General features: G+C 57.8%; 11 protein-coding genes. 1 reads left to right on the top strand and 10 read right to left on the bottom strand.

Going from position 1 to position 12,660, the window contains the following annotated elements; translation table 11 throughout:
* Window position 1 precedes the first annotated feature (1 nt).
* From FHT86_RS27920 to FHT86_RS27905, 4 genes are all read right to left on the bottom strand, one after another.
* Window positions 2-1,042, bottom strand: a complete 1,041-nt coding sequence (locus tag FHT86_RS27920) for a fatty acid desaturase (protein ID WP_133709963.1) — start codon at window positions 1,040-1,042, stop codon at window positions 2-4.
* A gap of 83 nt (window positions 1,043-1,125) precedes the next feature.
* Window positions 1,126-1,506 carry a DUF6481 family protein gene (locus FHT86_RS27915; protein WP_133709964.1) on the bottom strand — a complete coding sequence of 127 codons (381 nt, stop codon included), beginning with the start codon at window positions 1,504-1,506 and terminating at the stop codon, window positions 1,126-1,128.
* 179 nt (window positions 1,507-1,685) lie between these two features.
* The gene (locus FHT86_RS27910; RefSeq protein WP_133709965.1) at window positions 1,686-1,895 is read right to left on the bottom strand and encodes a cold-shock protein; all 210 of its coding nucleotides are present in this window, start codon (window positions 1,893-1,895) and stop codon (window positions 1,686-1,688) included.
* 285 nt (window positions 1,896-2,180) lie between these two features.
* A complete protein-coding gene (locus FHT86_RS27905) occupies window positions 2,181-2,327 on the bottom strand; it encodes a hypothetical protein (protein ID WP_166656930.1) in 147 nt (48 codons plus the stop codon).
* Window positions 2,328-2,631: 304 nt separating this feature from the next.
* On the opposite strand from FHT86_RS27905, the gene maiA reads away from it, so the two are divergent.
* Window positions 2,632-3,291 carry a maleylacetoacetate isomerase gene (gene maiA / locus FHT86_RS27900; protein ID WP_133709966.1) on the top strand — a complete coding sequence of 220 codons (660 nt, stop codon included), beginning with the start codon at window positions 2,632-2,634 and terminating at the stop codon, window positions 3,289-3,291.
* Window positions 3,292-3,453: 162 nt separating this feature from the next.
* Here maiA and FHT86_RS27895 read toward each other — a convergent pair whose 3' ends face one another.
* The 6 genes from FHT86_RS27895 to FHT86_RS27870 all read right to left on the bottom strand — a co-directional run bounded on the left by FHT86_RS27895 (window position 3,454) and on the right by FHT86_RS27870 (window position 12,512).
* Window positions 3,454-4,626, bottom strand: a complete 1,173-nt coding sequence (locus tag FHT86_RS27895; RefSeq protein ID WP_133710230.1) for an acetate/propionate family kinase — start codon at window positions 4,624-4,626, stop codon at window positions 3,454-3,456.
* A gap of 5 nt (window positions 4,627-4,631) precedes the next feature.
* Window positions 4,632-4,937 carry a hypothetical protein gene (locus FHT86_RS27890; RefSeq protein ID WP_133709967.1) on the bottom strand — a complete coding sequence of 102 codons (306 nt, stop codon included), beginning with the start codon at window positions 4,935-4,937 and terminating at the stop codon, window positions 4,632-4,634.
* A gap of 16 nt (window positions 4,938-4,953) precedes the next feature.
* On the bottom strand, window positions 4,954-6,273 hold the full coding sequence (locus FHT86_RS27885) for a glucoamylase family protein (protein ID WP_133709968.1): 1,320 nt from the start codon (window positions 6,271-6,273) through the stop codon (window positions 4,954-4,956).
* 53 nt (window positions 6,274-6,326) lie between these two features.
* Complete coding sequence (locus FHT86_RS27880) at window positions 6,327-8,789, bottom strand: phosphoketolase (RefSeq protein WP_166656931.1); 2,463 nt, start codon at window positions 8,787-8,789, stop codon at window positions 6,327-6,329.
* A gap of 285 nt (window positions 8,790-9,074) precedes the next feature.
* On the bottom strand, window positions 9,075-11,582 hold the full coding sequence (locus FHT86_RS27875; RefSeq protein WP_133709969.1) for a glycogen/starch/alpha-glucan phosphorylase: 2,508 nt from the start codon (window positions 11,580-11,582) through the stop codon (window positions 9,075-9,077).
* Between the two features lie 261 nt (window positions 11,583-11,843).
* The gene (locus FHT86_RS27870; RefSeq protein WP_133709970.1) at window positions 11,844-12,512 is read right to left on the bottom strand and encodes a CBS domain-containing protein; all 669 of its coding nucleotides are present in this window, start codon (window positions 12,510-12,512) and stop codon (window positions 11,844-11,846) included.
* Window positions 12,513-12,660 lie beyond the last annotated feature (148 nt).

Genomic DNA, 12,660 nt, shown 5'->3' with positions numbered 1-12,660 from the left:
GTTATGCAGGCGTCGCCGCCTTTGTGGCATCGCGGAAGGAAACGAGCTTACCGCTGTTTTCGTCCCAAAGCACGAACCTGACACATTGAAGGCTCTGCCATAACGTTATGCGTCCGATCCCCGCCAATTCGGGATGATCGCGCAGCACCTCCTGGAGCCGGTAATAGGGGATCCTGCTCGACAGGTGATGGACATGATGAACGCCGATATTGCAGGTAACCCACCGGAGCACCAGCGGCAGATCATAGTGGGATGCCCCGTGAAGAGCGGCCTCGGGAAATCGCCACGCTTCGGCCTTCGACCAATGGGTTTCCTCGAACTGGTGTTGAACGTAGAAGAGCCACACGCCTGCCGCGCCGGCAAGCAACACGATCGGCAGGTGGATCAGGAGAAACGGCACGAGTCCGACGGCCCATATCATCAATGCCGTGACCGCTGCGATCGCTAGGTTCGTCGTCATGGTTGAAAACCAGGGCAAAGCGCCGGAGCCCATCATTCCGAAAGGCAGGCGTTGCTTGAATAAAAACAGCCAGGCGGGTCCAATACCGAACATCACCAGCGGATGCCGGTAAAGCCGGTAAGCAAGGCGTCCCGACCAGGAAAGGCGATGATATTCCGCGACGGTCAGTGTGGTAATATCGCCGACGCCTCGCTCGTTCAGATTGCCGGCTGACGCATGATGGGCGGCGTGCGCCCGCCGCCAATAATCATAAGGCGTCAACGTCAATACGCCGATGACGCGCCCCGTCCAGCTGTCGAGGCCCCGTCGGGCGAAGAACGAGCCATGCCCGCAATCATGCTGGATCATGAAGAGGCGCAGTAGAAAGGCCGCAGCCGGCAAGATAAGAATCAGCCCTGGCCAGAATTGCTGGGAGAGAGAGACATATGCGCCGGCCGAGAATGCCACAAAAGGCAAAACCGTAACAAAAAGCTCGAAGGCGCTGCGTCCAAACCGCGGTTGCCGGTACTTCGAGAGGATCTTCAGCCAGGCGCCGGCGGCTTCTTCGCGAGGTGCCTGAATTGCGTGGGCGTTGCCATTCATGGAATTCGATCCGTTCTCCGTCCTCGGCGTGAGCGTCACCGAAGCGGGATTCATCTCCGCGCTTCGGGCATGGTCTTCAGCCGTCAGCCTTGACGGGCCTTGCGTGCCGCGTAGCGGCGATCGCGTTCGGCCTTGCGCGCAGCTTCGTCGGCCATAACACGAGAATTGCGATTGTCGATTTCTGCTTGCGCGGCTTCGGCGACTGCTTTCGCCTGGGCTTGCGCCGCTGCCGCTAATGCGGCGGTTTCCATCAGGAGACGCTCCTTCTCCGCTGCCTTTAAGGCGTCACGCTCGGCTCGGCGCGCCTCCCTTGCTGCAGCAACAGCCTCGCGTGCCGCCAGCCGTTCCTGCATCGCGGGATCCGTCGATTTCGGGGTGGACGCAAACTTCGCCAAAAGCTCCCGCTTGGCATTCTCCGCGGATTTGCGGCGCTCAGCAAAGCTGTTGTCGTTCAGGTTTCTCAATGTATTTTCCCTATCGGATTTCTGGGGGTCGCGGGTTGAAGCGCATGTTGGCCTCAAAAGGAAGTCCCGCAGATATCCGCGTGGATCAACACTTCAACGGAAAAAGGGCCAGACATGTGCCTAGCCTTTGAACGCCTTGATCCCGTGCCAGCACATCCGTGGTCACGGGACGCTAAGGCTTAAGCGGCCTGGAGCTGGGCTGCGGACATCTTGCCCGACTTGCGATCCTGCTCCAGTTCGAAGGCGAGCTTCTGGCCTTCGACGAGCGAGCGCATGCCAGCACGTTCGACGGCAGAAATGTGAACGAAGACGTCGGCGCTGCCGTCGTCAGGCTGAATGAAGCCGAAGCCCTTGGTGGCATTGAACCATTTAACTGTGCCTGTGGTCATACGAAACCCTTTCATAGCAACATTTAATCCCCCGCCGGGCGGCGCACGGCGGTTGTTTCGACTTTGAGAGGGGAAGTTCGTGAAGAGGCGCCAGGCGCAGCAAAAACAAATATCAGCAAACAAAGCTTCGATTGTTTGACATACACCACGCCTACCCGCTTGTCTACTTGTTGTTTCACTAAGCTACGCCGGCTCTTGTAAACAAGCGGCTGGTGCAACACAGAGAAACTGGCAATATCACCCTTTCCAACGGACGCCTGTGGGCCCCCGCGCCGACGCTCAACGTCACGCAAAGCGGTTCATTTTAGCGGCCGCATGCATGCCCTTGCGCCGGAAATAGATCGCCGGCCCCAAGCGGATCGCCGCCAGATACGTGCCCTCGCGCTCAATCGACTTGCACAGAACAGAATCAACACACTCTACCTCCGCCATCTTCCTCGGAGGAGCCGCGGGCTGGCCGGAAGCACGATCGTACGGGTTTGGCATGGATGGGCGTGATGGGATTCTGTGCCTGCCTTTCAGCGCTGGCCTGCGTCGTATTGATGCGCACGCTGAAGTGAGGAAGACTTTACCAAACACTTTCTGCGGGCTCTGCTATTCTGATCGAATAGCGGGGACCCGGGATCGGAGTGCTCGGGTATTGCCGCTCCGCATGTCTCGCTTATCGGTTTCCACTCAGCCCATGATAGGGTTTCGCTTATCTTTCTGATGGAAGTATCAGGAAAGGACCAATCCATTGCCAATTCAACTCTACGGCTTCTGGCGATCCAATGCGGCATTCCGCGTCCGTGTTGCACTTGCGTTGAAGAAACTTCCCTTCGAGGAAATCGAAATCGATATTCTATCCGGACGCCAGTTCGATACCGCTTATGCGGAAGTGAATGCGGAGCATGTGGTGCCCACCTTTGTTCATGACGGCCATCGCATTTTCCAGTCGCTGGCCATCATGGAATATCTCGACGACATTTGGCCGGAGCCCCGGCTCCTACCTGCCGATGCGAAAGAGCGCGCCTATGCCCGTTCGCTTGCATTGGTTTCGGTTGCCGATTCCCATCCATTTATCGTGCCGCGCGTCCGTAAACATCTCGGCGCGGCATTCGGCGCCGACGCGGCTGCAATCGAGTCATGGTGCAAACATTGGGTGGACGAAGGACTTGCGACCTACGAGCGGCTGCTAACGCGACGCCCACCCGCTCCATTTGCGCTGGGACCTGCACCGACGATCGCTGACATCTGCATTGCTGGCCAAATCGTCATGGCCAATCTTTTTGAATTGGACTTAGCGGCGTTTCCCGCCGTGGCGGCCCTTGGGAAGCGCTGCTTCGAACTCTCGGCGTTCGCCGACGCGCATCCCATCCAGCAAGCCGGCTACAAGACCGAGAATGGGCATCATTAGCGCTGGGTCGCATCTGTTGCTGCGCCCTACCGCCCGGCCGTCTCCGGCGATCACCAGCCGCCGGAGGCGTTTTGTCGCTTGATAGGAAGTTGGCGGCCCGAGCGGCTTTTGGCGTTTCTGGTCACTACCATCCATGCGTGGCCGTGAAATTCGGGCCGGTATCTACCCGCCGATGAGCTTGAGCGTATGGCGCGCGATCATGAGTTCTTCGTCGGTCGGCACAACATAGAGCTCCGGGCGGCTGTCGGGCTTGGAGACCAGCAATTCGCCTCTGATATTTTTTTCCGGGTCCAGCCTAGCGCCGAGCCATTCCAGCCTGGCCGCTATTCTCGCCCGCATCTCGGGAGAATTTTCGCCGATCCCTGCGGTAAAGACGAAGGCGTCGATACCACCGAGCACGGCCGCCAGCGCCCCGGCGTGGAAACCGATCCGATAGACGAAATGATCAAGGGCGAAGCCGGCGCGCGGGTCCTCGCTTGCCAGCAACACGCGCACGTCATTGCTGACGCCAGACAAGCCCTTGAGGCCGGATTCATTGTAAAGCAGGTTCTGCACATCCTTGGGCGACATGCCTTTCTGGTCGAGCAGATACAGGAGAACGCCGGGATCGATCTGCCCGCACCTGGTGCCCATCGGCAGTCCGTCGAGCGCCGTGAAGCCCATCGTGCTTTCGATACTTTTCCCTTCGAAAAGGGCACATAAGGACGCGCCGCTGCCAAGATGCGCCGTGATCACCCGGCCGTTTGCAATGTCCGGTGCGACCTCCCGCAAGCGTCCGACGACGTATTCATAGGACAACCCATGAAAGCCGTAGCGCCGCACTCCCTCCGCGAAAAATTGCTCCGGAATTGCGTAGTGGTTCGCCACCAGACTTTGCCCCCGATGAAACGACGTGTCGAAGCACGCAACCTGCGGCAAATCCGGCCGACGATCTAGCACCGCAAGGATCGGCATGAGATTGTTCGGTTGATGTAGCGGGGCGAGCGGCACGTAGCGCTCCAGATCGCCAAGTACCTCCTTTGTGATCAGTACCGGCCGGTCGTAGTCAGGGCCGCCATGGACGACACGGTGCCCGACGGCGACAAGCCGGCCCTCGTGCTTTTCACGCAGCCAGGCGCCGACAATTCGCATAGCTGCGGGCAGGTCGGGCACATCCGCCGCCGCCTGCTTCCGGTCCGCTAGCATCTTGCCATCACTGCCGTTGACCCGCAGCCGCGGCGCCGTGGCGATGCCTTCCATCTGCCCCCGAAGACGTTTCCTCAGCCCGTCTTCGATAGAGAAGACCTCGAATTTGAGGCTGGACGATCCAGCATTGACAACAAGGATTGTATCCATGGCCATTACGAGCTCTGAACTGTAGCATTATGATGCCGCGCATCCGCAGGCGGTACGGCGACCAGGCAGGAGACGAGCCGGATGCGGGCCGAGTTGGCCCGTGACAGCAAAACGGCTGAGGGGATAGCAGCGCTCGGCGCTCCAAGGCCGAACTGCGTGAGACGCTCGATCGCTTTCTGGTCGATGTCGCGCTTGCCATCCAGGTCGGGCGCGATGCTGATTGCCAACTCGATGATGAACAGCGTCTCCACCCAGGCCGGAACGTCCTTGGCAAAAATATCGCCGACCGGCCTCTCCGTCCGCGGAGACATTGTTCGTACCGCCATCCTAGAGCCACCCTCCGGTGAAACCCGCGCGGCGCAGGCCGGTTACAACCGGTTGGCAGCGGCGCATGATATTCCAGAGCAGTCCTGTTCTGTAGTTTTCAATCATCAAGGCGACCGGCCCCTGATCGATACCGAAGTGATAGGGACTGATCCACCATCCTTCCTCACTGTCTTCTAGCGCGTAGGTCTGGTTGAACGACGGTTTGAACCCGTAGAGACGGGTCATGCCGAGCTGCATTCGCGCAAAATTCCGGACGGTCGGAATGACTATCTCCGGAGCGAAAGGCAGGGAGGCGATGGCCACCCACGGCGAGACGGTCCCGTCGTCCGGTCCAAAGGGCGCCCCTCTGGCAACATAGTCAAAGAACTCCCTTTCCACGCCATCGACCGTCTTCTTGGTCCAGCCAGGTCCGTCGCTTGCCGTGAACCCCCAGCAGTGCTCTCCATAGCCGACAAATTTCAATGGATTGCGGATGGCGTACTCTTGCTGGACATAGGTCGCATGGCGGCTGTTCTGGAAGTAGTCACTATCGTGCTCCCTCATGAACTCGTCGCGGATACCGCGGAAATCAATCCACATATGCGAGAGCTGGTGAGTAAAAAGCGGTCCGGAATAGAGCAGCTCACGCCCGTAGATATTTCTCCACTCATAGCTGTCGGTGTAGGCGGCATAGGCTTCGGGCGGCAACGGATGTGTCGGCGATCCCAAGCCGAGAAAATAAAGCAGCAGACCCTCATCATATCCCCGCCAGCGATAAGGAATGAAGCCGCTTTCCGGTCGCCACCCGTGCGTGAGAGTGAGCCCGTGATCACAAGCCCAGTTCCAGTCCGCTCGTTCGTAGATTTCATTGGCCAGCCGACGGACTTCAACCTCGTCTGGGGTGTCGCCATCAAAATAGGCGGCCACGGTCAAGGCTCCAGCGAACAGGAATGCCGAGTCGATGGTGGACAATTCGCATTGCCAGACCCGGCGGCCGGTTTCGATGTCCAGGAAATGGTAGAAGAAGCCTTTATAGCCGGATGCGTCTGGTTCAGGCCCTTGTGGGCATGACAGCAAGAACGCCAGACGCCTCCGGGCAATCTTGGCCGCAAAAGGCCGAATGATGACGCCGCGCTCCACCACGACAGGGAGCGTTGCCAAGGCCATTCCAATTGCAGCGATGCTGGCTGGCGCATCGATTTGTGTCTTGTCGCGAACGAGCCCGTTATCCGGATTGGTGCACTGAAGATAGTACAGGATCGTAGTGAACTGCAGCCGCCGAAGGTCCTCCTCGGTGGGCAGACGATCAAGATCGGGGTCGGTCGAGAGCATTTGGGTCATAGGTAGCCAAGGATCGCTCGGTCGCTAACGGAAAGGTCGCCATTTAGCGCGCCTCAGAGATTGTCTCCTTCCGTAGATGTTTTTCGGGATGCTTGCGATGCGCCTTTCGGGCCCCACTTCCATCCGCTTATCGCCGGCATGTCATCGCCATATTTCTCGATGTATTCGCGATGCTCGATGAGCTTGGCATGTATTGCCTGCTTGAAGTATGCGGCGCGGGCGCCCAGTTGAGGCAGCCGGTCAATGACGTCCTCGACGAGATGGAACCGATCAAGCTCGTTCATGACCACCATATCAAAGGGCGTACTTGTGGTGCCCTCTTCTTTGTAACCGCGCACGTGAAGATTGCCGTGGTTTGTCCTGCGATAGGTGAGCCGATGGATCAGCCATGGATAACCATGGAAGGCAAAGATAATCGGCTTATCCTTGGTGAACAGGGCGTCGAAATCAGGGTCCGACAGTCCATGCGGATGCTCCTCCTTGGGTTGCAGCTTCATCAGGTTCACGACATTGATGACCCGCACCTTCAATTCGGGCAAATGTTCATGGAGCAACTGGACCGCTGCGAGTGTTTCGAGGGTCGGAACGTCGCCGCAGCACGCCATGACCACATCGGGTTCGCTGCCCCTGTCGTTGCTCGCCCATTCCCAAATGCCGACGCCCATGGTGCAATGCCTGACGGCCTCGTCCATGGTCAGCCATTGCGGCGCGGGTTGCTTGCCTGCGACAACCACATTGACATAGTTGCGGCTGCGCAGGCAGTGGTCCGTCACCGAAAGAAGCGTATTGGCGTCCGCCGGCAGATAGACCCGGACGACGTCCGCTTTCTTGTTGACGACGTGGTCGATGAAGCCAGGATCCTGATGGCTGAAGCCATTGTGGTCCTGCCGCCAGACATGAGAACTGAGGAAATAGTTCAGCGAGCCGATCGGCCGTCGCCAGGGGATTTCGTTGCAGACTTTCAGCCATTTTGCATGCTGGTTGAACATCGAGTCGACGATGTGGATGAAGGCTTCATAGCAGGAAAAGAAGCCGTGGCGCCCCGTCAGGAGGTAGCCCTCCAGCCATCCCTGGCATTGGTGCTCGCTCAGAACTTCCATGATGCGGCCGTCGGGTGAAAGATGGTCGTCCTCGGGATAGATTTCCGCCATATAGCAGCGGTCGGTGACCTCCAGCACATCCTGCCATCGATTGGAATTGTTTTCGTCTGGACTGAACAGGCGGAAATTCTTGCTCTCGAGGTTTGATTTCATCACGTCGCGCAGGAATTTTCCCATCACACGCGCAGACTCGACCGTCGTAGCACCCGGGCTCGGAACCTCCACGGCATAGTCGCGGAAGTCTGGCATTTTGAGGTCACGCAACAGCAGTCCACCATTGGTGTGGGGATTATCGCTCATCCGGCGATGGCCTGTGGGAGCCAATGCGGCCAATTCCGGCTTGAACCGGCCGCTCTCGTCGAAGAGTTCCTCCGGCCGGTAGCTTTTCATCCATTGTTCGAGAATGCGAATGTGCTCCGACTTGTCCATTTCGCCCATGGGCACCTGATGCGACCGCCAGTAATCCTCGCATTTCTTGCCGTCGATCTCCTTCGGGCAGGTCCATCCCTTCGGTGTCCGGAAGACGATCATCGGCCAAGCTGGGCGCTTGACTTTGCGGTTGGCGCGGGCGTCGGCCCAAATCGCCCGGATTTCGGCGATGATGGTATCGAGCGTCCCGGCGAGCTGCTGGTGAACGCTATCGGGATCATGGCCCTCGACGAAATAGGGCTTGTAACCCATGCCTTCGAAGAACTTCCGCAATTCGTCCTTGGGGATACGGGCGAGGAAGCATGGGTTGGCGATCTTGTACCCGTTGAGGTGGAGGATCGGTAGAACGCAGCCGTCGCGAGCGGGGTTGAGGAACTTGTTGCTGTGCCATCCGGTTGCGAGTGGCCCGGTCTCAGCCTCCCCGTCGCCGACAATGCAGGCAACGATCAGATCCGGATTGTCGAAGGCTGCGCCATAGGCGTGGCTTAAGGCATATCCAAGCTCGCCGCCTTCATGGATGCTGCCCGGCGTTTCCGGGGCGACATGACTTGGTATACCGCCTGGGAAACTGAACTGCTTGAACAGTTTCTTCATGCCTTCCTTGTCCTGGCTGATGTCTGGATAAACCTCGCTGTAGGTGCCTTCCAGGTAGGCGTGAGCGACGAGCGATGGTCCGCCGTGACCAGGACCAATCACGTAAATCATGTTGAGGTCGTCACGCTTGATGACCCGATTTAGATGCGTATAGAGCATGTTCAGGCCGGGCGATGTTCCCCAGTGCCCCAGCAGGCGCGGCTTTATGTGTCCGCGTTTCAAGGGTTTTCTCAAGAGTGGATTGTCGAGCAGGTATATCTGGCCGACCGAAAGATAGTTGGAAGCCCGCCAGTAGGCATCAACCAAATGAAGTTCATCGGCCGACAGATGCTTTTCTGTCGGCGTGCCGCCTATGGCAGATTGTTTGCTAATTGCCGTCTCAAGCGAAGCCATCGAAGTCTCCTGATGAAGTCGGACTATTGTCGAGAACGATTCAAGGATTGTAGATGTGCTGTTCAATGAAATTGGGCTGCTTGCAGCTCGGGCGTATGTAGACCCAAAAAAGTGGATGTTAGCTGATACCGCCGGAGAGCTTGCCAGCGGCTACCGCCTCACCAAAACATGCGATGCCCATTATATTAGTATCACATAAACACTGCCCAAGTCATAGGAAAAGTTGATCGGAGGCCGGCTGGACGCCACTTTTCGGTGTATTTTACGGTATTATCTACCCGGTCACTACAGCACGGGGCATGGTTTGGCGTTCCAAATTTCGCTCGCATATTCCGAGATCGTGCGATCACTGGAAAACCTCCCCGAACTGGCAAGATTAAGCACCGCCTTTCTCGTCCAGTCTTCCGGCTTGGCGTAGAGTGATTGAAGACGCAGGTCTGCCTCCATGTAGGAGACGAAATCCGCCAGATGCCTGTAAGTGTCGCCGCCAGCCAGAAGTATGTTGCGCAACGCGTCGACAAGCATAGGTTCGTGGCGAGAGAAGTGACCGGAAAGGATGAGGTCGATAACGGCGTGGGTCTCGGGCTCATTCTCATAGTGCCACCAGGGACTGTACCAGCCCTGGCTCGCGGCGATTTGTTCTGCGGTCAAACCGAACAGGAAGAAGTTCTCCTCGCCCGCTGCCTCGGCCATTTCGATCGTTGCACCGTCTCGGGTGCCGAGCGTCAAGGCGCCGTTCATCATGAATTTCATGTTGCTGGTGCCGCTGGCTTCGTATCCGGCTGTCGAGATTTGGTTCGACACATCGCTCGCGGGAATTAGGCGTTCCGCCATTGAGACGCTGTACTCGGGCAGGAATACAACCCGGAGACGGCCACGCGCTACGGGGTCGCCATCGATGGTGTCGGCAAGATTGTTCAAAAATTTGATGATAAACTTCGCCACGTGATAGGCGGGTGCGGCTTTTCCCGCGAAGAAGAAGGTACGGGACGGCATGTCGGAATGTGGACTCTCGCGAAGTCGGTTATAAAGCGCCGCGATCCTCAGTCCGTTCAACAATTGCCGCTTATATTCGTGTATGCGCTTGATCTGGCAGTCGAAGATCGTGTCGGGATCAACCTGGATACCCCCTTGCGATTTCAGCCATTCGGTAAAACGCAATTTTGCCTGGCGTTTGGCTCCGCGGACGGCGGCAATAAATTCACCGTCATCGGCAAGCGGCTTCAGCCTCTGGAGATCGTCTGTTTTCGTGATCCAGCGGTCACCAATGGCATTGGTGATGCAACTGGCAAGACCGGGATTCGACAAGAGCAGCCAGCGCCGCGGTGTAACGCCGTTTGTCTTGTTGTTGAAACGCTCGGGGTACAGTTCAGCTAGATCTCTTACCGTCACGTCCCGCAGCAACCTTGAGTGTATCGCGGCAACGCCATTGGTACTGTGGGAGCCTACAATCGCGAGATGCGCCATCCGGACGAGGCGACCACCATGCTCAACAATACTCATCCGTTCCGCGCGACTGGTGTCGTCCGGCCAGCGTGCCGCCACCTCTTCCCTGAGCCGGCGGTCGATTTCCAGTATGATCTGGAGTTGACGCGGCAGCATGAGTTCGAACCACTGAAGTGGCCATTTCTCCAGCGCCTCAGGGAGGAGGGTGTGGTTCGTATAGGCGAATGTCCGATTCGTGATATCCCAGGCCAATTCCCAACCCAGCCCTGCATGGTCCAGCAGAACGCGCATCAGTTCTGCGACGGCGAGACTCGGATGCGTATCGTTGAGCTGGATTGCGACCTTGTCGGGCAAACTATTCCAGTTGCTGTCGTTCATGCGAAAGCGGCGGATAAGATCTGCCAGCGAGCATGCGACAAGGAAGTATTCCTGAACGAACCGCAGCCCTTGACCCATGCTCGTGGAATCGTCCGGATAGAGCACCCGGGTGACTGTTTCCGCCGTCAGGCACTCCGCCAACGCGCCGACGAACTCTCCGGCACTAAATTCTTGAAAATCAAAGCTGTCGGGAGTGGCTGAGGCCCAAAGCCGCAAGGTGTTTATGGTCTTGCCGCCATAGCCTACTATCGGCCTGTCATAGGGTATGCCGAGCAACTTCGATGGTTTGCCCGTGATCGCTTTCAGGCTTCCGCCGCGCACCTCGAAGGAGCATCCGAGCTCGACCGCGACTGCATATTGAGGACGGGCCACCTCCCAGGGGTCGGGTCTGCGCAGCCAGTTGTCGGGTTGCTCCTGCTGCCAGCCATCTACGATCGTCTGCTTGAAGATGCCGTATTCGTATCGCAATCCATATCCCATGCCCGGTAATTGCATGGATGCCATTGAGTCCAGGAAGCATGCCGCCAGCCGCCCAAGTCCGCCGTTGCCCAAGCCGGCATCGGGTTCTTCTGCGAGTATCGCCCACTCGTCCAACTGGTTTTCCTTAAGGAACTGACCGACAAGCGGCTCGAGCCGCAGGTTGAGGATGTTGTTGCTCAACGACCGGCCGATCAAAAACTCCATCGAGAGGTAATAGATACGCTTTGGATTTTCCCGGCTATAGACTTGCTCGGTCTGTTGCCAGCGTTGCGAGAGTATGTCCCGGACGGACCGGGCGGCTGCCTCGTACCGCTCGCGGTTCCCGGCTTCCGATGGGGCGAGTGCGTTGTCGAAAAGCAAATGCCGCTCATAGAGGGCGTTGTTGCTGCCGTTGAATTTGATTGGCCCGCAGCCATATTGCTGCAACAGATTCTCCGGCGCATGCTGCCGCGGGAGGCCCGCCGGAAGGACTGCGTCGTCGCTGGTCATGCCCCTTGTCTCCCATGCTCGCCCGTCTCAAGTAGTTGAGACACCGCATTCTTGGGGGATCGAGCCATCGGAATGCGGGACGATCGTGCCTCTGTCGCAAACCGCAGTGTTCCCCATTCATGACGTGCTCACACCATCAAGCCGTGGATAGCGATGCACGTTTCAATACCCCGTCGAAAACGGGGTATGCACAGTACATTCCAATAGTTTAGACTATGAAGAAGCTTAGGCAGCTAAATTTCTTGGTGGTGGCTTGCGCGTTCAGGAAGGGCGCGCTGAGAAGTGCTCGACGACCCCTCTGACGCCATTGACACTTTCCGATACAATGCGTGCGGCTTTCCTGCCTTCTTCGGTATCGACATTTCCCCACAGATGCACAATTCCATCGGAAACGGTCACCTTCAACGCAAATCCCTCCAGTCCGGTATTTTCTCCCAAACGGGTCGAGATGATGCGCTGAATGGCGTCGTCATCGGTTATTGTTTTGTCCCGCCGGGTCACAAGAAATGCTTGGAGCAGGTCGGCGCGACTGACAATGCCGACCAGCTGGTCACCTTTCATGACAGGAATTCGCTTGACGCCATGCTCTTCCATTACTTGCGCGGCCCGGGCAAGGGAGGAGTCCTCGTCTATGGTTACGGGATTGGTGGTCATCACATCACCGACCCGCCATGAGTTGCGCTTGATGTAAGCTTTCACTCTCGCTTGGTGGGGAACGGTCGCGTCAGTGAGCGAGGCAATTGCTGCACCCCCGAGCTCTGTTCTCCGGATCAAGTCGCCTTCGCTGATGATACCGACCAGACGCCCATTGTCATCGACGACAGGAATTCCGCTGACATGGCTGGCCAACATCGCCCGAGCCGCCTGCTCGACACTATTGTCAGGTGATATTTTGACGAGCGCTATCGTCATTACATCTTTGACCAGCATCTCGGTTTCAACTCCGCATGGCTATGCCAACGAGAAGATAAACCTGTTGCGAGTCATCTGCAACTGACGCGCAAGCGTTGCGACCAGACGTGATTCGTAGCCGACGATTAAAGGCGCCACGGCTTTCAATGCCGTTCATTGTGATCGC

The sequence above is a fragment of the Rhizobium sp. BK313 genome (assembly GCF_014193655.1).
Classification (GTDB): domain Bacteria; phylum Pseudomonadota; class Alphaproteobacteria; order Rhizobiales; family Rhizobiaceae; genus Rhizobium.
This window is presented reverse-complemented; position numbering and strand designations above follow the sequence as displayed.

Excerpts from the sequence above, each read along its gene's own strand:
- FHT86_RS27920 (WP_133709963.1), bottom strand. The coding sequence starts at position 1,042 with ATGAATGGCAACGCCCACGCAATTCAGGCACCTCGCGAAGAAGCCGCC.
- FHT86_RS27910 (WP_133709965.1), bottom strand. The coding sequence starts at position 1,895 with ATGACCACAGGCACAGTTAAATGGTTCAATGCCACCAAGGGCTTCGGC.
- FHT86_RS27905 (WP_166656930.1), bottom strand. The coding sequence starts at position 2,327 with ATGGCGGAGGTAGAGTGTGTTGATTCTGTTCTGTGCAAGTCGATTGAG.
- FHT86_RS27895 (WP_133710230.1), bottom strand. The coding sequence starts at position 4,626 with ATGGATACAATCCTTGTTGTCAATGCTGGATCGTCCAGCCTCAAATTC.
- FHT86_RS27890 (WP_133709967.1), bottom strand. The coding sequence starts at position 4,937 with ATGTCTCCGCGGACGGAGAGGCCGGTCGGCGATATTTTTGCCAAGGAC.
- FHT86_RS27885 (WP_133709968.1), bottom strand. The coding sequence starts at position 6,273 with ATGACCCAAATGCTCTCGACCGACCCCGATCTTGATCGTCTGCCCACC.
- FHT86_RS27880 (WP_166656931.1), bottom strand. The coding sequence starts at position 8,789 with ATGGCTTCGCTTGAGACGGCAATTAGCAAACAATCTGCCATAGGCGGC.
- FHT86_RS27875 (WP_133709969.1), bottom strand. The coding sequence starts at position 11,582 with ATGACCAGCGACGACGCAGTCCTTCCGGCGGGCCTCCCGCGGCAGCAT.
- FHT86_RS27870 (WP_133709970.1), bottom strand. The coding sequence starts at position 12,512 with ATGCTGGTCAAAGATGTAATGACGATAGCGCTCGTCAAAATATCACCT.